Origin of the sequence: Kitasatospora sp. NPDC088779, assembly GCF_040685395.1 — a bacterium.
In the GTDB taxonomy this organism is placed as follows: domain Bacteria; phylum Actinomycetota; class Actinomycetes; order Streptomycetales; family Streptomycetaceae; genus Kitasatospora.
The window spans coordinates 35,228-58,678 of the sequence record NZ_JBFBHW010000031.1 but is presented as its reverse complement, the minus strand read 5'-3'; the positions used below and the strand labels follow the sequence as shown (position 1 = coordinate 58,678).

The 23,451-nt window shown below is 72.4% G+C and carries 17 protein-coding genes and 2 CRISPR repeat arrays (1 of these 19 running past the window's edge); of the genes, 8 read left to right on the top strand and 9 right to left on the bottom strand.

Translation table 11 applies throughout. The features are described 5' to 3' along the window. A CRISPR array of direct repeats spans positions 1 to 116; the repeat unit is 28 nt; unit sequence GGAACATCCCCGCGCGTGCGGGGCCGAT (it extends 403 nt beyond the left edge of the window). Between the two features lie 18 nt (positions 117 to 134). From cas2e to cas3, 8 genes are all read right to left on the bottom strand, one after another. Further along, positions 135 to 413 (bottom strand): type I-E CRISPR-associated endoribonuclease Cas2e, encoded by a 279-nt coding sequence (gene cas2e, locus AB0P03_RS26160; protein ID WP_350882445.1) that lies wholly within the window; start codon positions 411 to 413, stop codon positions 135 to 137. Continuing rightward, on the bottom strand, positions 410 to 1,432 hold the full coding sequence (gene cas1e, locus AB0P03_RS26155) for a type I-E CRISPR-associated endonuclease Cas1e (RefSeq protein WP_363631073.1): 1,023 nt from the start codon (positions 1,430 to 1,432) through the stop codon (positions 410 to 412). Before cas1e ends, cas2e begins: the two co-directional genes overlap by 4 nt. Before the next feature lie 3 nt (positions 1,433 to 1,435). Further along, positions 1,436 to 2,197 carry a type I-E CRISPR-associated protein Cas6/Cse3/CasE gene (cas6e, locus tag AB0P03_RS26150; RefSeq protein WP_363631071.1) on the bottom strand — a complete coding sequence of 254 codons (762 nt, stop codon included), beginning with the start codon at positions 2,195 to 2,197 and terminating at the stop codon, positions 1,436 to 1,438. 4 nt (positions 2,198 to 2,201) lie between these two features. After that, positions 2,202 to 3,056 carry a type I-E CRISPR-associated protein Cas5/CasD gene (cas5e, locus tag AB0P03_RS26145; protein WP_363631069.1) on the bottom strand — a complete coding sequence of 285 codons (855 nt, stop codon included), beginning with the start codon at positions 3,054 to 3,056 and terminating at the stop codon, positions 2,202 to 2,204. Next, a complete protein-coding gene (gene cas7e, locus AB0P03_RS26140) occupies positions 3,056 to 4,195 on the bottom strand; it encodes a type I-E CRISPR-associated protein Cas7/Cse4/CasC (protein WP_350882453.1) in 1,140 nt (379 codons plus the stop codon). Before cas7e ends, cas5e begins: the two co-directional genes overlap by 1 nt. 46 nt (positions 4,196 to 4,241) lie before the next feature. Then, positions 4,242 to 4,844, bottom strand: a complete 603-nt coding sequence (gene casB / locus AB0P03_RS26135) for a type I-E CRISPR-associated protein Cse2/CasB (protein ID WP_363631066.1) — start codon at positions 4,842 to 4,844, stop codon at positions 4,242 to 4,244. Further along, positions 4,834 to 6,549, bottom strand: a complete 1,716-nt coding sequence (casA, locus tag AB0P03_RS26130; RefSeq protein WP_363631065.1) for a type I-E CRISPR-associated protein Cse1/CasA — start codon at positions 6,547 to 6,549, stop codon at positions 4,834 to 4,836. Before casA ends, casB begins: the two co-directional genes overlap by 11 nt. 232 nt (positions 6,550 to 6,781) lie before the next feature. Further along, entirely contained in the window at positions 6,782 to 9,667 is a 2,886-nt protein-coding gene (gene cas3 / locus AB0P03_RS26125) for a CRISPR-associated helicase Cas3' (RefSeq protein ID WP_363631063.1), read from the bottom strand. A 172-nt stretch (positions 9,668 to 9,839) separates the two neighbouring features. Beyond that, positions 9,840 to 11,688: direct repeats of the CRISPR family, unit length 29 nt; unit sequence GTCGGCCCCGCGCTCGCGGGGGTTGCTCC. A 327-nt stretch (positions 11,689 to 12,015) separates the two neighbouring features. Here cas3 and AB0P03_RS26120 point away from each other — a divergent pair. After that, positions 12,016 to 12,993 (top strand): hypothetical protein, encoded by a 978-nt coding sequence (locus AB0P03_RS26120; RefSeq protein ID WP_363631061.1) that lies wholly within the window; start codon positions 12,016 to 12,018, stop codon positions 12,991 to 12,993. Positions 12,994 to 13,026: 33 nt separating this feature from the next. Here the strand turns inward: AB0P03_RS26120 and AB0P03_RS26115 are convergent, their stop codons facing one another. Continuing rightward, complete coding sequence (locus tag AB0P03_RS26115; RefSeq protein ID WP_363631060.1) at positions 13,027 to 13,392, bottom strand: hypothetical protein; 366 nt, start codon at positions 13,390 to 13,392, stop codon at positions 13,027 to 13,029. Positions 13,393 to 14,240: 848 nt separating this feature from the next. Here AB0P03_RS26115 and AB0P03_RS26110 point away from each other — a divergent pair. The 7 genes from AB0P03_RS26110 to AB0P03_RS26080 all read left to right on the top strand — a co-directional run bounded on the left by AB0P03_RS26110 (position 14,241) and on the right by AB0P03_RS26080 (position 23,450). Next, the gene (locus AB0P03_RS26110) at positions 14,241 to 14,561 is read left to right on the top strand and encodes a hypothetical protein (protein WP_363631058.1); all 321 of its coding nucleotides are present in this window, start codon (positions 14,241 to 14,243) and stop codon (positions 14,559 to 14,561) included. A gap of 301 nt (positions 14,562 to 14,862) precedes the next feature. Further along, the gene (locus tag AB0P03_RS26105) at positions 14,863 to 15,693 is read left to right on the top strand and encodes a BTAD domain-containing putative transcriptional regulator (protein ID WP_363631057.1); all 831 of its coding nucleotides are present in this window, start codon (positions 14,863 to 14,865) and stop codon (positions 15,691 to 15,693) included. Positions 15,694 to 15,779: 86 nt separating this feature from the next. Further along, positions 15,780 to 16,421, top strand: a complete 642-nt coding sequence (locus tag AB0P03_RS26100; protein WP_363631056.1) for an NAD(P)H-dependent oxidoreductase — start codon at positions 15,780 to 15,782, stop codon at positions 16,419 to 16,421. Positions 16,422 to 16,611: 190 nt separating this feature from the next. Continuing rightward, positions 16,612 to 16,827 carry an ammosamide/lymphostin RiPP family protein gene (locus AB0P03_RS26095; RefSeq protein ID WP_350882471.1) on the top strand — a complete coding sequence of 72 codons (216 nt, stop codon included), beginning with the start codon at positions 16,612 to 16,614 and terminating at the stop codon, positions 16,825 to 16,827. 14 nt (positions 16,828 to 16,841) lie between these two features. Then, positions 16,842 to 18,629 (top strand): hypothetical protein, encoded by a 1,788-nt coding sequence (locus AB0P03_RS26090; RefSeq protein ID WP_363631054.1) that lies wholly within the window; start codon positions 16,842 to 16,844, stop codon positions 18,627 to 18,629. Positions 18,630 to 18,633: 4 nt separating this feature from the next. Then, positions 18,634 to 21,132, top strand: coding sequence for a lantibiotic dehydratase (locus AB0P03_RS26085; RefSeq protein WP_363631052.1), 2,499 nt, complete (start codon positions 18,634 to 18,636; stop codon positions 21,130 to 21,132). Next, positions 21,129 to 23,450: a lantibiotic dehydratase gene (locus AB0P03_RS26080; protein ID WP_363631050.1), complete on the top strand. Its 2,322-nt coding sequence runs from the start codon at positions 21,129 to 21,131 to the stop codon at positions 23,448 to 23,450. Before AB0P03_RS26085 ends, AB0P03_RS26080 begins: the two co-directional genes overlap by 4 nt. Position 23,451 lies beyond the last annotated feature (1 nt).

Genomic DNA, 23,451 nt, shown 5'->3' with positions numbered 1-23,451 from the left:
AGCTCATCGACGATCCCGCCGTGCAGGGGAACATCCCCGCGCGTGCGGGGCCGATCGGTCCACCGCCATCCGCTGCGGTGGACCGGGGGGAACATCCCCGCGCGTGCGGGGCCGATGCTTCGTGACCTGCTGGTTTATCGGCGGGGGCGGGCCGAGAGGATCAGTCCGTCGAAGTCGACGGGCTTCCAGCGGTCCTTGCCAGCGGTGCGGACCGTCCAGCCTTGTTCGTTGGTGGCGGGTTCGACGAGGACGGCTTGGCCGTCGCCGATGCGGGTCGCGAGGAGGTCCCAGAGGCGGTCGCGGATGCGGCGGCTTGGGGTGCCGACGAAGACGCCGGCGTTGACCTCGACCATCCAGCGGGTGAGGTGGCCGCGCAGGCCTTCGGGGGCGGCGATGAGGATGATGACGGTCATGGGCTGCTCGTGTCCTGGGTGAACTCCGGGCCGATGATGGCCAGGTGTTCGTCGCCCATTCCCGGGTCGGAGGCGGCGGGCACCGACGGGCCTTCGGTGCCCGACCAGTTGACGCCGCCCTGGACAGTTCCGACACGTTCGTCCCAGAGTTCGTTGACCTCGACGTCGGGCATGTCGGTGCCGTCCGGGCTGAGGAGGGTCTTGACGTCGTGGACGATTCGGCCCAGCAGCTTGTCCTGGGCGATGCGGTCGCGCAGGGCGAGGCGGGAGTCGCGTTCCTCGGTGTGGCCCTGCTTGGCGAGGTCGAAGGCGAGGGGGATGGTGTATTCGGCCTTGTAGAGGTCCGCGATGTCGAGGACGAACGAGGTCGCCAGTCCGGTGTGGACGAAGCCGAGGCCGGGGCTGGCGCCGAGGCCGGTGATGACGGCGTGACAGATCCCGTAGAGCGCGGCGTTGGCCGCCGACAGGAGGCGGTTGAGGTCGTCGCCTGCGGCGTGGGCGTCGCCGGCCTTGTAGACGCGTCCATTCCACGGGACGCCGGTTCGGCGTGATTCGGCTTGGTAGAGCTTGCGGATGCGGGCGCCCTCGCGGCCGCGCAGCTGCTGCATGGTGGCCGTGCTGATCTCCTCGCCGGGGAATCGCATGCGATACATGGTCCGGGCGACGGCGAGGCGTTCCTTGGTCCGACTGACCAGCCAGGCCTGCCGGTTGAGCAGGCCCGCGCCACGGCTGGGGCCGAGTCCTGCGGCGTACATGCGCACGCCCTGCTCGCCGACCCAGCACACGGTGGTGCCGGAGTCGGCGAGGAGGTTGACGGCGCCGTGGGTGATGCGGGTGCCCGGGCCGAGCAGCATCACGGCGACCATGGCGGCCGGGACGCGGACGGTCTCGCGCTTGTTGATGACGACGACGGCGTTCTCGTCGCGGTCGATGTGGCTGCGTTCCACGTAGACGCTGGAGACGCGGTCGGCGAGGCGGTGCAGGTCGTGGGGGTGGGCTTTCCACCAGATGTCGGCCATCGGTCAGCGGGCTCCGGCGGGGGGCGGGGCGAGGGTGAGCAGGCCGCAGCCGTAGGCCTTGGAGGGGCCGATGCCGCCGAGGAGGGCGGCCTGAAGGAGGCCCGGGTCGGTGATGGACAGGCGGCCTTCGAAGGTGGCGGTGGTGAGCGTGACGGCGGTGCGGGTGCCGGGCTTGGTGAAGGTGGTGCGGCTGCGGTCGGTGATCCGTACCTCGCGGGCCGGCTGGGCGTCGGTGGCCGATGGTTCGAGGCCCGGCGCCGGACCGTCGGTGCGTGCCTCGGGGATGGTGAAGCCCCAGCGGTCGGTGCGGTCCAGGAACCAGGTGAGCTGCTGGGCGGCGGTGCGGTGGGCCATGCGGTAGGAGCGGTGGTGGAGTTCGGCGGCGGTCCTGGTGCGGTGCGCGCTCGCCTTGTCGGGCTTGGAGGTGTTCTGGACGGGGCTCGCTTTGAGGCGGAAGGCGAACTCCCGGCCGACGGCGAGTTGGGCGAACAGCGGGCTGTAGTCGCGGATCGCGTAGTGCTCGCCGTCGGCGTCGGGCCATCCGGCCTGTTCGACGATGTGGGTCCAGTCCGGCTTGGACGGGGTGAGGACCAGCAGCGTGGGGCGGCGCGGGTGGTCGGCGTCCAGGCGCCACAGGATCCGGTCACCAGGGGCGGTGTCGGGGACGCCTGCCGTGACGGCGCCGTGCAGGGCCCGGGGGTTGGCGAGCAGGTTGCGGCTGGCCGCGCGCAGGGGGTTGATGCGGACGCGGGAGAGGTAGGTCATCGGGTCACCAGCCCAGCAGGGCGAACGGGTCGTGGCCGTCGGCCGCGGCGGCCGGTTCGGCGGGCGTGGTCATCGGGTCGAGCCCGCTGGGGACGTCGAGCCAGGCGTGGCGGATCCGCCGTGTGGAGAAGCCGCGTTCGCGGGGGTCGAAGGAGCGCGGGACGTCCTGGAAGGTGTCGCCGCCCGACGGGTCGTCGAAGGTCGCGGCCAGGTCGATCCGGTGGGGAGAGAACGGCGCGGGGGCCCGCTCGGCCCGCCGTCGGTAGGCGTTCTTGGCAGCCTGGCCCGCCTGCCAGGGCTCCTCGGCCAGGACGTCTTCCACGGTGCCGCCGCGCACCTCGCCGAGGGCGATCGGCTGGGTGGGGACGCAGGAGCGCCGGCCGAGGGCGAGCGGGAAGGCGGGGCGGCGGACCGCCTCGGCGAGTGCCGTGACGAGGGCGGCCGGGCCCTGGACGGCGGCGACGAACACCGCGTCCTGGAGGTAGTAGCGGTGGGTGACGTGGGTGTCCTTGGCCGGGGAGGTCGGCTTCTGCAGGCCTTTGGCGTTGACGCCGGCCTGCGGAAGCGGCCGACCCCGGTAGTCGCTGACGGTGTGGTAGTCGCGCAGCAGCGTGCCGGGCTGGTCGATGCGCACGCCCAGGCGCAGGCCGACCAGGGCGGTGATGTCCGCTTCGCGACCAAGTCCGGCGGCGGCGGCGAGCAGGCCGACGACGCCGGACTTGGTCGGCTGGGGCGGGGTGTCACGGCGGTTGAAGGCGCTACGGTCGCCCCAGGACTGGAGCGGGCCGGCCAGACGCAGGACGAGGACCGCCTGTTCCTCGTCGGCCGTGGCCTGCGTGGGGGTGGGGTTGGCGGGCATCAGTTGTCGTTCACCCGCTCGGTGAGGGCGGTGCGCAGTCCCTCGCGCAGCTCGGGGAAGGTGCGGTTCGCGCCGAAAGCCTTCGTCAGCTCCTCCCCGGTCTCGTCGGCGCCTTCGGTGAAGGTGTGGCAGATGCCGACGTACAGCGGGGTGTCGCCCCACTGCTCGGTGGCGGTGGCGAACTCCCCGGCGAGGCGGCGCGCGGATTCCGCGACGATGCCCCGGCTCGCCGGGACCGGGTTCTCGTACGCGGAGACGAGGTTCACGGGCTGGTCGGCGCGCACGACGACGGCCACCAGGCTGGGGCGGGTGCGGTGGGCGAAGGAGTTGCCGTAACCGGTGGGCATGGAGCGGGCGAAGGAGTCGACGAACAGGTCGACGGCGTCGACGGCGGCCTTGTCGTCGCCGAGGTTGCCGCGCAGTTGGTGCAGCCCGACGGTGGCGTAGCGGTAGAGGGTGGCGGAGTTGAAGCCGATGGTGCCGATCATGCCGGCGCCGGTCTCCTCGGCGGTGTTCTCGTCGTCGACGGCCGTGTAGTAGTCGAATTCGAGTTCGGCGGCGTGGGTGGAGATGGCGTGCGCGACCTGCGTCGCGGCATCCACGTTCAGGCCGGGGATGTCCGCGACCATGCGTCCGAAGAGTGCGACGTCGGCGGGGTGGCCGCTCTGGAGCTGTTCCTTGACCGGCAACGCCTTGACCGCCTCTTCCAGGGCCTTGGCGTCGAGGGCGGCGAGGTCGGCGGCGGTGTCGGCGACCAGGTCGACGATGCCGTCCAGCTGGCGGCGCCCGTAGAAGAGGAGGTAAGCGGTGTCGCCCTCCTTCTTGCCCGCCGAGATGCCGGTGGACTTGATCAGGGCGCCGGCGATCCGCTGCGCGATCTCGGCCTCGATGCCGGTGCGCTCGGCGATGCCCTTGGCGAGCTGGGAGGCGATCCGCTTGGTGCGGGTGGCGAGGTCCTGCCGGTCGCGGCTCTCGGCGAAGTGGATGCGGGTGGCGCGCTTCCAGGCCTGGGAGGAGACGCGCGAGCGGCGCTTGCCGCCGAAGTAGGCCTCCTTCGGGTTGCCGTTGTCGTCCCGGTTGAGGTTCGCCGGCGGGACGGTCTGCAGGATGTGCACGTCGATGTAGAGGCGGTCGGTCATGCGCTACTCCGTAGATGGGTGGTAGTCCGGGTGGATCGAAGCGCGATCAGTCGGCGGGGGCCTTGTCCTTCCAGGCCTGGTAGCCGATGGCCCACCTGAGGCGGACCTGCGGGCGCCGGTCGGTGTGGTGCCAGGCCTGGATGTCGGCCATCAGGTGGTTGTAGTCCAGCGGCTGCCCGACGGTGCGCAGCTGGGTGATCAGGCCGCGAAGGTGGACCAGCAGCGCGGAGACGCTGGTGGCGCCCGCGAGTTGCGCGACGCGGGTGTCGAGCGCCTCTTCGCTGAACTTGCCGCTGCGGCGCAAGGCTCGCAGGGCTTCGCCGAGCTTGATACCGCGGCGGTGCATCGGTGTGGACTGGCTCTGCTGGTGCAGGCCGTAGAGGGCGAGGGCGGCGTGCTCGGCCTTCTGCTCGTCGGAGACCTCGTCGCGCAGCGCGAGGACGTCGTTGACCTCGCAGCTGTAGAGCGGCCACATCTTGGGGCTGTCCATGACGGGGCGCCCGAGGCCGGAGCGCAGGGCCGCGAGGTCTTCGCCGGGCGGGCGGCGCGGTTGCCCGCTACGGGGGTCGAGGCGCCAGGTGTGGTCGGGGGCGGTGCATGCGTCCCAGTACGGGCGTCGTCGGGCGGAGGTGGTGTGTTCAGTCGTCAAGGTCCGCTCCAGGGGCGGGGTCGGGGTCGGGTCCGGTCTCGGCGGCCCGGGCAGCGGCCGCTTCCCGAAGGGCGTCGGCGTACCGGGGAAGGATCTCGTGGAGCTGGTTCCGGAAGTTGGCACCGGCTGTGCCGAGCGTGTAGGTCTTCGGCTTGCCCGACTTGCCGGCCGGGCTGACGGTGCGACCCTCGAAGGTGGTGGCGGGGGCGGCCAGCAGGAGCTCGTTCGCGGTGCTCCGCGCACGGTGGTGGGCGAGTTCCTCCCAGGCGAGCCTGCCCCGCTCCAGGATGTCGTCGTCGGTACCGGCGGCACGGACGCCGGCGAGCAGGCGGCGCACCAGGGGGTCGAGGGTGTGCAGGAGGAGGTCGCCGGGGCGCTGACCCTTGTCCCAGGGGATGGGGTCGGTGCCAGCGGCTCGGCGCAGGTCGGCGGAGAGGTTGTTGACGGCTTTCGCGAGGCGTTCTGCCTGTTCGGCGACGTCCAGGAGGAGCTCGTGGGCTTCGCTGTCCTGGTGGAGGGCGAGCAGCGGCAGTGGGATCACGTCGTGGATGACGTCCTCGACGACGGAGGACTGGGTGCCGTAGACCATGCCGAAGGTCTCGACCTGGAGCGGGTAGTCGGCGTCGAGCTTCCCGAGTACCCGCAGGGCACTGGCCTCGTCCAGCAGGACGCTGGTCTCGAAGACGCCGTCCGGGCCTTGGCGGGCCGGGGTGAGGAGGGCGTCCAGACCCCGCCAGGCAGCCTTGCCCTGGGTGTGCCGGCGCGGCCTGCGCTCGGGCACGGCCGATGCGGACTTCTTGGCGGGCGCGGTGAACGTCCAGGCGGTGTGCGGCTCCTGTAGGGGCAGGAGCGTGAGCCGGTCACCGGCGCTGACGACGACCCGGGCGACCTTCAGCCGGCCGTCCTCGTCCTGGTGCGGGACGAGCCGGATCCGCCGGGCCTGCCACGTCCACAGGTCGAGCAGGCCCTCGGCCGGGCGCGGAGTCCAGGCGGGGCCGTGCGGACCCCTTGTCCACTGCGGGGCTCCGAGGACGCCGGCCGGGGTGACCGGTAGGTTCAGCAGGAGGGTCTCGTACAAGGTGCGCCCGGTGGGAATGATGACGCCGAGCTGGCCGAGCGGACCGGTCGGGTTCCCTGTCGTCTTGCCCGCCTTGACCTCGGAGTCGCCGACGACACCGGTCTTGATCGCCGCGGTGTCCCAGCAGTGCGTGTGCACGAGCCAGTGGGCGGCCTGGGCCGGCGTCAGATCGAGCGGGTCCGCGTCGCTGCGGCTGGCGAACAGCGGGACGTTGTTGCCGCTCGCCGCCGTCGCCACCAGGGCGGCGGAGCCCTTCGTCTCGCCCTTGGCCGTCCGCAAGTCGGCGACCTGCGCGAACGGGGCGGCCGGGTCGAAGAGATCGAACTTCGCACGGTGCTCGTCGAGGTAGGCCTGGAGCCTGTCGAGCTCGTCCTGCGTGAACCCGTCCTTCTGTGCGAGCCGGTCACCCTTCTCCCGCAGGGTTCCAGGAACGCCGGTGGCGTGGGCGACGACGGGCAGCAGGACCTGGCGCAGGACTGCCGGCAGCTGGGTGGAGAACTCGACGACGAGGCCCTCGAACTCGTGGGCCCGGGCCAGAGTCTCGGCGACCCCCAGCTCCACGGGCGGGCCGCCGCCGACGGGCCGCGCCGTCAGCCACGGTTCCTCGACAAGGTTGTACCCAGGCACGCGCCGATCTCCCAACTGGCTTTGTCTAGCTTGCTACTGGTTCATCGTGGCATCGGCGAAGGTCTGTTGTGGGGCGAATGCTTGAATTGCCCCTCGGCCCCGCAGGATTGGTGCGCGGGGATGGCCCCTGGCTCTGTCTTCGAGCCGGTTCCGGCTGAAAGTCGGCCCCGCGCTCGCGGGGTTGGGGCGTGTGGGCGGGGCGACACTCCGTCTGTTCCACCCACACGCCCCGCTACCGGGTCGGTCTTCCTCCGCTCACCACGAGGCCGAGCAGGTCGTCGTAGCGCAGCCGGAAGTCACCGATGGCCGCTTCGCCCTGTCCGTCGAGCTCCAGGGCCAGGCTGTAGCGCAGCCACGGATGGTCCCGCCACCCCGGCAGGGGGCCGAGCGCCTGCTTCGCCGCCTCGGTCAGCCGGGCGGGAAGGCGCACCGTCCCGGAGAGCACGTCGTCGACCACCTCCGCGGCGACTTCGCCGTTCGGCCCGAGCCTGCGGCCCGTCACCGCCCGGAAGTCGTCCTCCCCGATGCGACGTACCAGGACGACCTCCGTGCTCGGGTCACCGTCGCGGACGAGTGCCTCGAACTGCCCCTCGGCCAGCCTTCCTTGGCCTCCATAGTGCAGGCCGGCCAGTGTCGGCGCCCCGTGCTCCCCGGAGCGGGTCAGTACATACTCGACTGCCTTCGCGCGACGCAAGGACTGCCGCTCCTCCCACTCCTGCCGGGCCTGCGCCTCGGACTCCGCCCATGCCGCCGGGACGACGGGGTCCGTGCCGTAGACCCGGGCAACCAGCTCTGGCACCCGGCTGGGGATGCTCCACAGGCCTCCATCGGCAGTCACCCGCTCCACCTCTGCGGCCGTGCGCAGCAGGAGGTAGCGGCCGTAGATTCCCTCGGAGGCGCGCAGGATGTGCGGTGTGCCTCCGCTGTCGAGACTGATGCCGGTGACGACGACCGTGGGTTGGGCCAGCAGGGCGGGGCGCTTGACGCCGTCGTGGCGGTGGAGGCGGCCGATGCGCTGGAGGAGCAGGTCCATCGGTGCGAGGTCGGTGATCAGCAGGTCGGCGTCGACGTCGAAGGACTGTTCCGCGAGCTGGGTGGCGACCACGATCAGCCTGCCGGGACGCCCAGCGCCGGCGGCCGGCGGGGCGAGGAGGTTCAGCACGTCCTGTGTGCGATCGGCCCGGTGGCCCGTGTGCAGGCGTCCGTGCAGGAGTCGGACGTCGGCGCCGAACTCCTTGCGGAGGGCGTCGAACGTGGTTTGGGCGCGGTCCACCGTGTTGCGGATGACCAGGACGCACCCGCCGTCGGCCAGGCAGTCCCTCAGATAGTCGACCACGGCGGTGTCCGTCTGCCCGGCGTCGTTCTCCGCGGCCCGGGCATCGGTCCGCGTCGGCGGTTCGTCGAGGACCTCGACCCGCACTCGCAGGTCGTCACGCCAGGATTCCGTGCTCTCGACCAGTACTTCCGGCTTCCCATCCTGTCCCGGCCAGGCTGCTGTCACGCTCGGGTACCCCTGCGGCTCGGGAACCTCCAGTGCCACCGGGGTCTCTGCCGATTGCGTTCCGGCCAGGTAGGCGGCGACCAGGAGGCGTCGTTGCTCAGGTGGCAGGGTCGCCGACAGCAGGACCACCGGCACCCCGGCCTGCCCGAGCCACCACAGGCCTTCCAGCAGGAACTGCGACATGTAGACGTCCGCGGCGTGGACCTCGTCGAGGATCACGACCTTGCCGACCAGGCCGGCCATCCGCAGCATCACGTGCTTGGTCCGGGTCGCGGCGAACAGGAGTTGATCGATCGTGCCGACCGCGAACGGGCTCAGCAGGCCACGCCGACGGCCGAGGAACCACTCGGCCGGAGCCCTGCGCTCCCCGCCCTCGCAACCGTCGAAGCAATCGGACTGCACGCCGTACTCGTCCACCGTCGAGTAGCGGGCGTCGGCATCCTGGCTCCCCTCCCCCGTGTCTTCCAGCAGGCCGCGCCATTCCTTGTTGAACATCCGCTTGCCGTGCAGCAGCGCGACCTGGTCCTCCTGCCCCTCCTCGATGCTGCGCAGCCAGGATCGGACCTGGGTGAACATCGGGTCCGCGGTGGCCTGGGTCGGCATGCCCAGATACACTCCGTCCAGGCCGTACCGGGCAGCCAGCAGCTCCGCCGCCGCCAGCGCGGCCTTCGTCTTCCCCTCCCCCATCGGCGCCTCGACGACCACCAGCCCCGGCCCGCCCATCCGGCGCACCACATCGAGGACCAGCTCCTGCGACGGCCGGGTCCCGTGACCGAAGCGGTCCCGAAACGTCTCCGGGCCGGGCGTCGGCAGCGTTCCCCACCCGCCACGCAGCCCGAGGCTCGACCAGGCCGCAGCCGCCCGCTGCCGCGCCTGATCGATCGTCACCTTCTCCAGATCCGAAACCCCGGCGAAGTGCCGCTCGTCGCTGGCGATCCAGTCCGCCATCACCACGAAGCCGGACAGTTGGAGCTGCACCGCACGACCCGGCACCAGAACGGGCTCCACCCCGGCCAACGGCGCCCCTCCCCCGAAGCCGAGCTCCCGGGAGAACACCTCCACCAGCGCCGACTGGGCCAGCTTCCAGGACGGCCCCTTCCCCTGGAGGTCCGCCTTCTTCGGAGGCAGCTGGCCCAGTGTGGGGAAGCGACCGTGGTGGCCGGCGACCAACGGCCAGACCCAGTCGACCTGTTCCTCCACCCACCCCGCGTCGGCAAGCGCCGCCCGCAGCAAAAGGCCGCCGGCCTTGTCGTGCCGCCAGGACTCGGATTTCACCGCGTACTTGTTCCATGAGAGGCCCGCTTGGCGAACGGCGTCCGCCAAGTCGGAGTCCATATGCTGGAAGGCGGGGACGGCCTTGCCGTAGTCATGGATCCCGCACAGCCAGGCGAACAGACGCCGCCCCTTCCCCCGGCCGCCCGCGACGGCGTCCAGGCGCCGCTTTGTCACGGGCGGCAGGTAGCGGTCCCAGATGACCTCCGCCACCGCAGCAGTGTCCAACATGTGCGACAGCAGGAGGTTGGCAGACCCCCCGGCCCGCCCGGCCGACTTCCCCCACAACGCGCCCAGCCAGCCCCTGACCTCGGGCGGGTACCACTGCCAGCGGTTCTCAGCCATCGTCCCGACCTCCATGTGCGAGTACGCTTCAAGAGCCTAGAACGCGGCACCGACAATGGACTTGGCCATGAGAAGAGACGACGACACCACATGACCGCTGCTACGGATCGCCTACCAAATCGAACTGAATCAATCGGCGCTCTCTGAGGAGAATCGCTGCAGGTCAGGAAGTGTCGGCCCCGCGCTCGCGGGGGTTGCTCCCGCTTGCCGTTCAGCTCGCACGAGGCGTGGAAGTCGGCCCCGCGCTCGCGGGGGTTGCTCCATCTCGATCCACAGCGCGCCGATCACCAGGATGTCGGCCCCGCGCTCGCGGGGGTTGCTCCGGGGTGTGGGTCTCGGCGCCGCACCAGTCCTCGTCGGCCCCGCGCTCGCGGGGGTTGCTCCCCGATGCCGATCCGCCTGCACCGTCCCGCCGCGTCGGCCCCGCGCTCGCGGGGGTTGCTCGCCCGGAGGCGGGCCGGTGATCCGCCGCCTCCGGTCGGCCCCGCGCTCGCGGGGGTTGCTCCTCACCGAGCTCTACGACGCCCAAGCCCAGCGCGTCGGCCCCGCGCTCGCGGGGGTTGCTCCTGCTGACGGCTCTCACCAACGGCCTGCGCGACGTCGGCCCCGCGCTCGCGGGGGTTGCTCCTGGAAGGCCAGCTTGATGTGCTCCCAGTGCGGGTCGGCCCCGCGCTCGCGGGGGTTGCTCCGGGCATCCGGCCGAGCCTATCGCCAGCGGAGGGTCGGCCCCGCGCTCGCGGGGGTTGCTCCTGCCTCGCAGTCCTGAGGCGCGCCGGGTACAAGTCGGCCCCGCGCTCGCGGGGGTTGCTCCTCCCTGCGCACCGTGCCGGTCTACCCGCAGCTGTCGGCCCCGCGCTCGCGGGGGTTGCTCCCGGGCCGCGGCCGCGCGCGGACTGCGCGCGGCGTCGGCCCCGCGCTCGCGGGGGTTGCTCCCAGGGTGCCTACGTCGGGTTCACCCATGGTGAGTCGGCCCCGCGCTCGCGGGGGTTGCTCCGCGACCGGTCCGACGAGCACCGGCGGCGGTGAGTCGGCCCCGCGCTCGCGGGGGTTGCTCGCCCGAGCTGGCGGACGCGGTCGGCGAGGGCGTGTCGGCCCCGCGCTCGCGGGGGTTGCTCCTGGGCCCAGGCGCTCGCCGCCCCCGACTTCGAGTCGGCCCCGCGCTCGCGGGGGTTGCTCCGTGCTCGCCCTGTTCATCGCCTCGCGGGTGCTGTCGGCCCCGCGCTCGCGGGGGTTGCTCCTCGCCAAGCCCCTGCTCGGCGCGCTGAAGAAGGTCGGCCCCGCGCTCGCGGGGGTTGCTCCAGCGACAACAACCGCATGTACGGGGTGTGCTGGTCGGCCCCGCGCTCGCGGGGGTTGCTCCACCGTGCATGTGGCGATCAACACCGCCGCCCTGTCGGCCCCGCGCTCGCGGGGGTTGCTCCCACACCCGGACCGGTTCGGCCGCCTGGATCCGGTCGGCCCCGCGCTCGCGGGGGTTGCTCCATCAAGGCGACGGCACGAGCAGGCGCACTCTCGTCGGCCCCGCGCTCGCGGGGGTTGTTCCACGGTTGACGAGGGCGACGAGACGCTCGCGCAGTCGGCCCCGCGCTCGCGGGGGTTGCTCCTTCTACGCGCCGTCCACCGGGTGGCAACCGATGTCGGCCCCGCGCTCGCGGGGGTTGCTCCACATGATCTGGGATCTGATCTGCCTCCTCCTGGTCGGCCCCGCGCTCGCGGGGGTTGCTCCCGCGGGTCGGTGCGGGCCATCTCGCGGGTGACGTCGGCCCCGCGCTCGCGGGGGTTGCTCCAGGACGACGCCGGAGACGGACAGGACCACGGGATCGGCCCCGCGCTCGCGGGGGTTGCTCCCCTCCAGGCCGCGCGTATCGCCGCTGCCCACCCTCGGCCCCGCGTTGCTCCTCGGCCTGCGGCCGAACGACCATTGGCCTGCGGTCGGCCCCGCGCTCGCGGAGGTTGCTCCTCGTCTGCCTGGGACCAGCGGATCGCGCCCAGGTCGGCTCCGCGCTTGCGGGAGTTGCTCCTGCGAGGACCAGGACCTCGTGGTTCTCCTCCGCCCAGTGCGCCACGTCCGCGCAGTCCTTCGCCGACCGGAGCGCCCGATCGGCCTTCGCCCACACCATCGCGTCCGGCTCACCCTGCCGCCCGGTCAACCACCGACCCGGATCCGGTTGCTTCCACGGCGTGACCTCGGCGAGGACCTCCAGGTCCCGGACCATGTGAGGTGGCGCACGGGCCGCGTGCGCTGTGGCAATTCGCCCACTACCTGTCAGGGGCATGTCTACTATGGGCGGGACGCCACGTCCGGATGCACGCCCGCCGAAGACGTCCATCTCACCCCTGGAGACCTCGTGAATCCCAGCGTTTCCCGCCGACTGCGCCCGCACGCTCCCGCCGCCGGTCTCGCACTGTTGTGTTCCGTCGTCCTCTGCGCCGCGACACCGGCGCACGCCTTCAGCGGGGGCAACCACGAGAAGATCACCCGGGCCGCCCTGGGAGCCGGGGGCTGGCACCCGAACTCGCTGACGGCGATGGCAGACGGGAACTCGGGCGCGATCGTCGCCAACGACCACGACCAGTACTTCGGCATCGGCAAGCTCCACTGCGACAACGCCGACTACCTCGACCCCCGGTACGACAGCCGCTACCCCCGCACCCGCGCGCAGGCCGACGCCGAGGTCATCGACTGCGTCGAGAGCTCCGTCGACCATGTCAGGAGGGCCCTCGCCGCCGCGGACCGGCTGGTCGACGCGAACGGGCACGTCATCGCCGCCCAGACCTCCATCTCCCCGGCCTGCTCGTGGAACGACCAACCGGGACGGGCGAAGTGCGAGGTGCTGGAGGACCTGGGCCGCGGCTGGCACCAGATCGAGGACTTCTACGCCCACAGTAACTGGGCCGACCAGGCCGCCCCCGGAGCCATCGGCGTCAAGAACCCCCCAGGACTGGGGCGCACCGACCTGCCCGCGTTCTTCTCCATCGCCCGCTACAGCTCCATGAACCGGGCCGACTGGGTCAAGGACGCCACCGGCCACATCCCCCACGACCTGGCGACGGGCTGCTACCCGGACCGCGACCACACCGGGACGGTCTCCAACTGCACGGGCCGCGTCACCCACGACGGGGTCCTGAACAAGGACACCAAGGACAGCCCCCGCTCGGCCGTCGCCCACAACTTCGACCGCGCCTACGACCTCGCCGTCAAGGACATCGCCCGCCAGTGGAAGGAGTTCAAGGACGAACTCCAGCGCAGGTATCCGAACAACGGCCGGGCACAGGCGATGATCTGCGCCATCACCCATGACCACCCGGACAAGACCTGCGGCTGAACCACCACCGCCGGGTAGTGAACGGCCTGGCCGTCACCGCCGCCTTCCCCGAGGCCCTGCGCCCGTCCCGGTGCCAGGCCGGGAGAAGCCGGCGGTGCGGCACGGACGCGCACGGACGCGAAACCCGCCCGGCGCCGGCCCGATCCACGCCGCGCTCGTCACCGACGCCCGCGCCCGCGGCGGGAGCGCGGCCTGACGCCCGCCGACCGTCGCCGGCGGACGACGGATCTTGCCCACGCCGGTCGGGTTCCACTGGTTCGACGGCGGCGCCTTGCGCTCTGTCGAGTGCGACTCGCCCTGGTTCTTGTACGCGTGGGCCGCCGGGGTGTCGAAGCCCGCGGCTTCCAGCTCCGTGGCGATCATCCACCGACTCCGCCCCTCCAGCAGGAGCTTGCCCATGGACCGGACCGCCTCCGAGGTCACTTGGTCCGGCTCCGGCGTTCGGCCACCGCCCGGGCGGTCCCCGATCCGGTACCCGTACGGCGGCTGACCACCGGCCCCACCGGTCCGTCTCGCGCAGGTGCCTGTGCGCCGCCGTGACGCCCAGTGCGCCACGTCCGCGGAGTCCTTGGCGGAGCGGAGCACCCGGTCGGCCTTGGCCCGCACCGTCGCGCCCTACTCACCCTGACGCTCGGTCAGTCACGGACCCAGGTCGGGACGCTTCCACGGCGTGATCTGGGCGGAGACGTCCAGGTCTTCGAAGGGCCCGACGATTCCCACTCCTGCGAGACCCGCGCGCCGGGTCGCCGACTCCGCCTGCACCGGATGCGAGACCTTGCCCTCACCCCCGCACCCACGGAGATGGCCCGACCGGTGTGACGGGGGGCGAGGCATGCGGCATTTCCGGGGCAGGACGCGCCGCCGTAGGCGGACGGGGAAACAGGTGCGGGTGTGGAGCCGGAGTTGGTGTGGGCGGCGCCGAAGGCATGTCGGGCGGGCGTGGGGCGCTTCGGTATGCGGGTGCCCGGGCGGACTGGCGAGGATTCATCCTTCGGATGGTGCGCGCAAGCACGAGAACTGGCGGGTGGCCGTTCGCGTCGCGCGATCCTGCGGGGACGAACGACAGGTGGCTTCGATTCGGCATTCGGGCGTCGTAGTTCGTCTACCCGGGGAGCCGAAGCGGGCGGGCGCCGGGGCCGTATCCGCTGTTCATTGCTTGTTTATTCCCAGAAGCCAGAGTCATTACTGATCTTCCTGACTCGGGCGGCCGGACGGTGCCTGGCAGGCAACTCTGGAGAACGCACATCATGCCGCGCAAGCCACTTGGGACCCTGGTCGCCGCCGCTGGGGTGGTCGTCGGACTCACGCTCGCCACACTGGCCAGCACCTCCGCCGCCATTGCCGCGGAGTGGGACGTGTCGGCGCAATCAGCACAGCGATCGTGCGTACACCGACCCGAGTGCGGGGATCGTCGGCGCCTTCTCGGAATGGACTTCGTGAAGTCGCTGATCGGCGAGGCCGGAAAGAGCGCCGAAGTTCGGAGAATCCAGGCCGAGTTGCATGTGGGCCTGTCCAGGGTGTCGCGACAGCTCGCCATGGGCGAGTACGCCGTCAGCATCTTCCGGTGAGACAAGGGCTTCCAGGTCGGGCGCGGCCCGGGCAGGGGCGATCGCCGAGCCGTCGCGTCTCGGGCGGGGCCGGACACCGACGCGAACCGGACAGAACCGAAGACTCCGCTTCCCGTCGTCCGTCTGACCGGCATTCTCCGAACGACGGCGGCGTTCCCGTACGTCAACACATGTAAGGCGACCGGCCCTCACCCCGGTCGTACCACCGGTCGACCGGGTTGCCTCCCCCACAGGCCTGACCCGACCGACCGCGCCAGCGCGTTCGCATCCTGTCACCCCCACGAAGAAGGAGGGTTTCCGCATGACCGAGATTTCCACGCTTGCCGTCGTACGCTGCCTCGGCGGCTTTTCACTGGACTTGAGGGGACTCCCGGTCAGACGCTGGCGGGCCGGCAAAGCGCGCACGCTGTTCCTTTACCTGCTCATCAACCGGGGCCGTACGGTCGACCGCGACGAACTGCACGCCGCGCTGTGGCCCGACCGCACCCGGTCGGCGGGCTCCAGTTCCCTCAAGGTCGCCAAGCACGCGGTGCACCAGATACTCAGCGGGCAGCAGGCTGCGGAGGAGCAGCCGGCCGCGGAGATCGTCTGCAGCGAGTACGGGTACTCCCTCAAACTCCACGACGCCTGGCTGGACTTCGAGGAGTTGGAGCGGCTGTGCAACGAAGGGCACCGGGCGGCGGCCCGAAGTGATCCGGGCGCGGCAGCGGAGCACTACCGCCGGGCGCTGGATCTCCACACCGGGGACTTCCTGCCCGGTGAGACCGCCGACTGGGCCAGGGAGCAGCGGGACTGGGTACGGTCCCTCGCGCTGGGAGCGGCGGACTTCCTCCTCCAGGAGGCGCTGGACCGGGGCGAGTTGCCGAAGGTCATCGACATGTGCCGCCGCACGCTGGACATCGACCCGTACCAGGAGGACGTCTACCGGACCTTGATCCAAGTGCACGGTGACCTGGGCCAGTTAGCGCAGGCGAGGTCCTGGTACAAGCTGTGCCGGGCCCGGATGTCGGATGGTCTGGACATCGATGTCAGCCCTGACACCCAGCGGCTTCTGGAGCGGGTTCTGCGTACCCAGGACGCGTCCGCCCGGACGGTGGACCAGACCTCCGGCCCACGCGTAACCGATGCATAACCCCCGCATAACCAGCTCATAACCAGCGCATAACCACCCTGTCTAGACTCCGAAAACCGCGACCGGTCAAGGAGATTGGTGTAACCGTGCTGGAGACGAACCAGGGTTCCGTTCTTTCGGTGGAGGATCCCGGTGTTGGTGCCCCGGCCGATACCGGGCCCCTGATCGTCGGCATCGGGGGCACCGTCCGATCCGGTTCCTCGACGGAACGGGCGGTCCGGGCGGTACTCGCGGCCTCCGCGGCGGCGGGGGCCCGGACCCTGCTGCTGGATGCCGAGGAACTTCAACTGCCGCTCTACGCACCGGAGGAGTCACTGCGCACCCCGGCGGCCCGGCGGCTGGTCGAGGCCGTCGCCCTCGCCGACGGCCTGGTGATCGGCACGCCCGCGTACCACGGGGGCGTTTCCGGTCTGGTGAAGAACGCCCTCGACTACCTGGAGGACCTGCGTGAGGACGCGCGTCCGTATCTGCACGGCCGCGCCGTCGGCTGTGTCGTCACCGCGCGCGGGACGCAGGCCGCTTCGACGCTGGCGGGGCTGCGCTCCGTCGTGCACGCCCTGAGGGGCTGGCCCACTCCCCTGGGCGTGGCCGTCAACACGGAGAGCGTCACCCTGGCATCCGACGACAGCGTCGGCGGCAGCACCGGCGACCCGCGTCTCACCGCGCAACTGGCCACCGTCGGACGGCAAGTGGTCGAGTTCGCCCGGATGCGCACGCCGGTCGGCTGAGCGTCCGGGGCCCGCCGCCGACCGCGGCCGCCCGCCGTACGTCCCCGTACGTCCATCCCCGGTACGTCTGTCCCCCGTACGTCCGTCCCCGGTACGTCCGCCGTCACGATTCCCGCCCACCCTTTTGGTTCCGGCTGCCCTGACACCGGATCCTTCGCATCCGCATTCCCACGTCCGACCGTGATTCCGAATGGAGCGCGCCATGGAAGACACCGCGAAGTCCACCGCGAAGTCCGCAGAGCCCGAGGAGACCACCGAGGGGACGGAAACCCCCCAGGCGGAAACCGCCGAGGACACCGAACTGGACGCGCTGGACGAGCTGGACGACGTCGACTTCGACCTCGACGAGGTCGAGAACAAGATCGCGCCGCTCGCCCTCGCCACCACCGAGCCCTCGCGATGGTGACGCGGGCGGCCGAGGTGAGCCGCGTATCCACCGACTCCGTCCTGGTCGACGTGAACACCGGCCCGGCCGCCTCGTACACGGGGCTGCGGGCGGGCATCGACGCCCTGCGTGCCGAGGGCGCCGACTTCACCGGCCTCGCGGCCGGGCACCCGTCCGAATGGGCGGAGCTCTTTCCCGCCGAGACCGCGCCCGGCACCGCGCCGCTGGAGGAGATCGCGCTCGCGCCCTCCGAGCGGCGGCTGCACCGGGAGAGCGAGCAGGTCTACCGCGTGCTGACGGTGGCCGCGACCGCCCTCTGCACGGGCACCGCGCAGTTGGGCAGGCCCCTGCTGCTCAGCGGGATGGGCGGCACCGACCTGTCCTCGCTGCGCGGTTTCATGCGGGCCTTCGAGCACGCGCAGCTCGTCGAGGGCGCCGAACTGCTGCTGGACGCACCGACGTCCGTGCGCGAGCCGGTCGGCCGGTACGCCGACTACCGCGGGGAGCGGGTGCGCTGTCTGCGCCGCATGGGGCTGCCGGTCACCGAGGGCGACCTGGCCGTGGACCTGGGTACGGCTCCGGACGCCGAATTCGAGCCGGTGTCCGAGGAGGGCGAACTCTTCCTGCGGGCAAGGGACTCCGAGGGCTCCGCCGTGGACCGGGTGGCCGCCGCGCTGGCCTACTGCCGCCGGGCGTTCTTCTCCACGAACTGGGAGGGCATGGCGGTCGTCGCCGACGAGGCGATCGGGCTGCTCGCCGGCATCCCCGAGTCGGGCATACCCGGGCTGCTCGCCGAGGCGGAGCGCGAGGAGGAGCTCGTCCACGCCATCGAGTTCGAGACGGCGATCCTGCGCGGCACCGCCGACGTACGCGGTTTCCTGCTCAAGGTGCTCGGCATCCAGGCGGGCTTCCGCGGGGACCAGGACACGGCCCTCGCCTGCTTCCGGGCCATCCGGGAGGACGCCGCCGGCCTCTCCCCGGAGCTGCGTGCCCAGTCGCACCTGTACTCCGCGCTCACCCTGTCCAAGCGCAAGAACCGGCTGGCGGAGGCCGTCGCCGAGGTGGAGCAGGGCTTCGAGGTCGTCGGGGAACGTCCGGGCGAGGCCGAGAGCGTACGCCGCGAGCGCGGCTGGCTGCACAACCTGCGTGGGCTGACCCTGTTCGCGGAGCGGCGCCTCGGGGCGGCCTTCGAGCACGAGAAGCAGGCGCTGGCCTGCATGGCGGGTCTGACCGACGCCAGTGCCGCGCATCTGCGGATCAACCTGTACTCGAACATCAGCGTGCTCCAGGAGAAGGCGGGCAAGCACGCCTCGGCCCTGGCGACCTGGGAGAAGTTCAAGCAGGCCGCCGGCTCGTCGAACGCGGGCTTCCGCAAGCACCACGCGTACCGCAGCGCCGGGCTGCGGCTGCTCGTCGGCGAGCGGGACGCCGCCCTGGCGGACCTGGACACCACGCTGGAGAACGCGGCCGAGCTCGGTGACCGCTTCCACGAGACCGAGGTGCGTCTCGAACTGGGCATGCTGCACGCCTCCGGCGGTGACGCGAGGACGGGCGCCGAGCAGTACGAGCGCGCCGAGTCCGCGGCGCGGCTGCTGGGCGACCCGTACCGCATCGCGCTGGCCCAGGCGGGTCGGGTGATGACGACCGGCTCCGTGGCCGCGGCCGGGTCGGTGGCGGCCATGGCGCCGCTGAGCCTCACCCGTCCCGGTGCGGCGGACGCCCTCGCCAAGGCCGTCGCCGACGGCGGTGACCTGCAAGGGCTGCTGCCCAGGCCGCGGACCAAGCTCAACCGCCCGTTCGACCTGATCAACTTTCAGGACTGAGGCCATGACCGACCATGCGACCCAGGGGGAGACGGGACAGCGGGCCAGGTGGCAGCTCTACGATCGGCTGCTGCTGCGGCGGGCGGGCTTCGGCATCGGCCTGCTGACCGCTCTCGGTGACGGACCGGCGGGTGCCGCGGCCGCGGAGTACCGGGAGGTGGTGGCGCGGTTCGAGCGGAGCCGCGCCCGGCTCCAGGAGGCGATCGCCAAGTCCGTCACCGGCGCCGACCGCGAGCGGGACCGGGCCGGACTGCGCGAACTGTCGAAGCTGCGCGGCCGGGTGGGCCGCCGGCTGCCGGTGGAGCCCGACCCGCGCGGCGGCGACGTGGCATCGGCGGTCGACGGCTACCGCGCGGCGCACTCCGCTCAGCAGCAGGCGGGCGAGCGGCTGACCGCCGCGCTGGGTGAGGAGGTGCTGCGGCGGCCGGAGCGGGTCCGCGACCTGCTCCGCGACGAGCGGGTGTGCGACGCCCTGCTCCAGCTGTCGCCGTCCTTCCACACCGAGGCGGTGCGCTGGGTCGACGGCTGGCAGCAGCAGGACAGCGCGACGGGCCGCAACCGCGCCAAGGACCGGTCCTTCTACCGCCGGGTCTACCTGTACGGCCAGCGGCTCGGCGCGAAGAACGAGACGACCAGCTTCTTCGGTCCGCTGGTGCACGGCCGGGTCGACCGTGGGGCCGAGGGCACCGTCCTCGGCCCCGAGACGGCCTGCGGCTACCACGTCCTGGAGGCGCAGACCGCGTTCTGGGCGGTGTGCGAGCTGGCCAAGCTCATCGGTACGGACCCGCAGGTGCGGGACCGCCCGCCCGTGGCCTGGATGCCGTCCTGCCGCAGGACACCGAGCAGGACACCGGGCGGGACATCGGGGTCGGGCGAGGTGCCGGGGACGGCGTCGGGGACGATCCAGTCCGCCGACGGCCGCCGGATCACCCTGTCCGGGGTGCGGTGGCAGCTCGCCGAGGCCGTCGACGGGCGGCGTTCCCCCGTCGAACTGGCGGCGCTGGCGGGGCTCGACCTCGCGGAGACGCGCCGGGTCCTGGACCGGCTGCGGCAGGCCGGGGCCGTCCGGCTCTGGCCCGAGCCGCCGTCCACGGCGGCGCGGCCGCTGGACTGGCTGGTCTCCTGGGCCGACCGCTACGCGGAGGGCACCGCCTGGCCGGTGCGGCTGCGGGAACTGCGCGACCTGGGCGACGCCTACGCGGCGGCCGACGGCCACCGCGCCCGGGCGGCCGCGCTGGAGCGCGTCGAGGAGTGCTTCACCCGGCTCACCGACGTCGACGCACGTCGCGCCGGCGGCCGGATGTACGCGGACCGGCTGGTGGTGTCCCTGGACGCCAAGGGCGACCAGAGCCCGGTGGTGGTCGGTGGCGACGTGGCCGGGCGCTGGGAGTCCGAGCTCAGCCCGGTGCTGGACGTGGCCGCCCGCTACGGCGAGCTCCAGCAGCACGCGGCGGCCGAGCTGTGCGCGGGGATCCTGCGCGAGGCGGGCGGCGGCGCCATGCCGTACGACGAGCTGATCCGCCGGATGCGCGCCTCGGTCGAGGCGGGCGGTCTGGACCGGCTCGCCGGGCCACTGATCGGGTTCAAGCGGGACTACGCGGCACTGGTGGAGTCCGCCGTGCGGGGCCAGGAGGCCCGGCTCTCCCCCGCCGAGCTCGCGGGGTTCGCGCCCGAGCCCGGCCGGCCCCGTTTCGTCAGCCCTGACCTGATGCTGGAGAGCCGGGAGGACGGCGGCGGACTGCTGGTGCTGGGCGAGCTGCACCCGTACGTCTTCGCCTGGGGTTCACAGGGGCTGTTCAGCGACGAACAGGACCGGATGCTGGGCGACTTCGCGGCGGGTCTCGAACCGTGGGGCGGCCCCGAGCGGCTGGCCACGGTGATCCGCCGCAGGCGCCACAAGGGCCTGGTGGCCGACTGGTTCCCGGGCCGCTTCATCGAGATCACCTCGGTGGCCACCGACGACCGGGAGCGGACCGTGCCGCTGACCGATCTGAGCGTCGTCCTGGTGGACGGCACGCCCCGGCTGCGCACCCCGGACGGGGAACTGACCCTGTACGCCGGCGAGGACGACCACGTGCACCTGCGGGCCTTCGCCGCACCCGGAGTGGGGCTGCCGCTGGTGCGGATCGGGGACTTCGCGCCGAGGATCGTGGTCGGGGACCTGCTCGTGCAGCGGGCGCGCTGGTGGTTCGACCGGGCCGACCTCGGGGTCGACGCGGCGCGCGACCCCGCCGCCGCCTTCCTCGCCGTCCAGTCGCTGCGGGCCCGGCACGGAGTGCCCCGGTTCTGCTTCGCCTCCCTCGCGCACGAGCCGAAACCGGTCGGAATCGACCTGGACAGTCCGCTGGCCGTCGACGCCCTGGTGGCGATGGTGCTGGCCGGTGACAGCGCGACCGTGTCGCTGGCCGAGATGAGGCCTGCGCCGGACGCGCTGTGGCTGCGCCACGGCGGGGCCCCCGTGACCTCGGAGTTCCGGATCGCCATGAAGAGGGCATCGTCATGACCCACCGATCCGACCGATCCGACCTGTCGCCGCAGGAGTCGACGCCGGCGCCGCGGCGGCACGGCTGGGAGCTGCTGCCCACGGTCGTCCTGCGCAGCGCCGGGTTCCCCTGGCAGATGGTCGAGCGACTGGCCTGCGAACGGACCCGTCTGCTCATCGAGGAGCTGTTCGCCCTGGAGGCCCGGTCGGCCGACGTGGCGTCACGGCTGCACCCGGCGGGGCGGCTGTCCCGGGGCCAGCAGGCGAAGTTGCGCGGTCTGCGGCCGCTGCCCGCGTCGGACAACCTGCCCGCCGACTGGCTGGCCGAGTGGAACGCCGCGGCGGAGCGGGTGAGCGCGGTGCAGGAGCGGCTCGCCGCCACCGTCGAGGCCGACACGGCGGCGGTCGACGAGGCGCTCGCCGCCGTCCGCACCGATCCGCGGGTCAACGACGCCATCGTCTGCTCATCGCCCGCCGTCCACCGCGATCTCGCACGGGGTGCGACCGGCGGCCGGATCCGGCGCCAACTCGCCTCCTACGCACAGCGGCTGGCGTCCAAGAGCGAGACGATGAGCTTCTTCGGGCCCATCAACTACGGCAGGCTCAGCCCTGGCTCCGACGCCGCCACGGCGCTGGGCTGGGAGGGCCACACGGCGATCCGGGTCCGCCAGGCGCACACCGCGGCCCGGGTCAACGACGCCGTGCAGGACCTGCTGCTGGGCGACCCGGCGCTGGCCGAGCGGCTGGCGCCGGTGCGCAAGACGATGACGGGGCCGCCCCGCGGCACGGGCGTCGGCGCGGCGCTGCTGCGGGAGGCCGACGGCGTACGGACGGTGGCCGGGATCGCGTCCGGGTGCGGCGCCGGTGCCCTGGAGGCGGTGGAGGCGTTCGCGGCCGCCGTGGCGAAGGGGACGCTGACGCACACCCTGTGTCCGCCGGCGACCGTGGTCGACCCGCTGCGCTGGACCCTGGAGCGCATCGACGCCTCGGACACCGAGACGGCCGCCCGCGCGGCCGGGGTGCGGGCCCTGCTGGTGAAGGTGCTCGAACTGCTCGACGGCTACCCGTCGGCGCCGCCCGAGCGGAAACTGACCGTCCAGGCCGAACTGGAGTCGCTGCTGCCCGTCACCGACCGCTCGGCGGAACGCGGACGCTTCTACAACGACCGGGTCATCATCCACGAGGCCGCCGTCGGCACGGCCGGGCTGGAGGTCCGTGGACCGCTGGCCCGCGACATGTGCGACGCCGTCGCGCCGGTGCTCGACCTGCTGGCCCACGAGGCCGAGGCGACCCGCGTACGCACCAACCGGGCGGTCGCGGCCCGGCTCGGAGCGGGAAGGATCCCGCTGCTGCGGGCGCTGCGGGAGTGCGCGGACCTCGCCATCGAGCCGGGTGGAGAGCTCGGCGCCGAGCTGAGCCGGGTGGTCGAGGCCGAAGGCGCGGACCGGGCCGAACTCGACGTGGCGGGGCTGCTCGCCGCACCGCCACCGCCTGCCGCCCCGGTGCTGTGCTCCATCGACGTCCTGATCGCGGCGCCCGACCTGGCCGGGTACGAGCCGGGGGTGACCCCGCTCGTGCTCGGCGACATCCACGACGCGGCGCTGCTCACCCCGTGGGCGCTGCAGTTCCATCCGGACGCCGCGGCGCTGCTCGCCGAGCGGGACGCCGGGGTGCGCAGGGCCCTGGGCGACCAGCTGGCCGTCAACGTGATCTCCCGTCGTACGACCGGGCTGCCGCCGCTGGAGTTCCCCGGTGTGGTGCTCGAACTGGGCGGCAGGGCCGGCGCGGACCGGGAGCGGATCGGCCTGGACCAGCTGTGGCTGGAGAGCGACGGCGAACGGGTCGTCCTGCGCGGCGAAACCCACCCCGGCCGGAGCCTGCTGTTCCACAACGGCGAGCTCGACACCGCCGTGCACACCGCGCTGGCACTGCCCCGGATCCGCCGCCCGGTGCTGCCGGACCTGCCGCACGTGCCGCGGCTGCGCTGGGGCAACGTGGTGTTCTCGCGGCGCCGCTGGGCGCTGCCGAGCGCGGCGCTGCTGGAGGCGCACGGCAGCCGGCGGGAGGCCGAGCGGCTGCTCGCCTCGGCCCGGCTGCTCCGGGAACGGGGCCTGCCCGACCGCTTCTTCGCGAAGTCACCGGCCGAACGCAAACCGGTGTACGTGGACACCGCGAGCCCCGAACTCCTCAAGGGCATGGCCCGGCTGGCGGGCACAGCGGAACAGCTCCTGCTGTCCGAGACGCTGCCCGCACCCGAGGACGCCTGGCTGCGGGACGGGGAGTTGCGCTTCGCCTCCGAGCTGCGCTGTGTGTATCTGCGGGGCGGTGGTGAGCGGTGAC

What these genes read in the sequence shown, in the direction of transcription:
- cas5e (WP_363631069.1), bottom strand. Translation starts at nt 3,056, where the DNA reads ATGCCCGCCAACCCCACCCCCACGCAGGCCACGGCCGACGAGGAACAG.
- AB0P03_RS26105 (WP_363631057.1), top strand. Translation starts at nt 14,863, where the DNA reads ATGACCGAGATTTCCACGCTTGCCGTCGTACGCTGCCTCGGCGGCTTT.
- cas7e (WP_350882453.1), bottom strand. Translation starts at nt 4,195, where the DNA reads ATGACCGACCGCCTCTACATCGACGTGCACATCCTGCAGACCGTCCCG.
- AB0P03_RS26115 (WP_363631060.1), bottom strand. Translation starts at nt 13,392, where the DNA reads ATGGGCAAGCTCCTGCTGGAGGGGCGGAGTCGGTGGATGATCGCCACG.
- AB0P03_RS26085 (WP_363631052.1), top strand. Translation starts at nt 18,634, where the DNA reads ATGACCGACCATGCGACCCAGGGGGAGACGGGACAGCGGGCCAGGTGG.
- AB0P03_RS26110 (WP_363631058.1), top strand. Translation starts at nt 14,241, where the DNA reads ATGCCGCGCAAGCCACTTGGGACCCTGGTCGCCGCCGCTGGGGTGGTC.
- AB0P03_RS26080 (WP_363631050.1), top strand. Translation starts at nt 21,129, where the DNA reads ATGACCCACCGATCCGACCGATCCGACCTGTCGCCGCAGGAGTCGACG.
- cas2e (WP_350882445.1), bottom strand. Translation starts at nt 413, where the DNA reads ATGACCGTCATCATCCTCATCGCCGCCCCCGAAGGCCTGCGCGGCCAC.
- cas3 (WP_363631063.1), bottom strand. Translation starts at nt 9,667, where the DNA reads ATGGCTGAGAACCGCTGGCAGTGGTACCCGCCCGAGGTCAGGGGCTGG.
- cas6e (WP_363631071.1), bottom strand. Translation starts at nt 2,197, where the DNA reads ATGACCTACCTCTCCCGCGTCCGCATCAACCCCCTGCGCGCGGCCAGC.
- cas1e (WP_363631073.1), bottom strand. Translation starts at nt 1,432, where the DNA reads ATGGCCGACATCTGGTGGAAAGCCCACCCCCACGACCTGCACCGCCTC.
- AB0P03_RS26095 (WP_350882471.1), top strand. Translation starts at nt 16,612, where the DNA reads ATGGAGCGCGCCATGGAAGACACCGCGAAGTCCACCGCGAAGTCCGCA.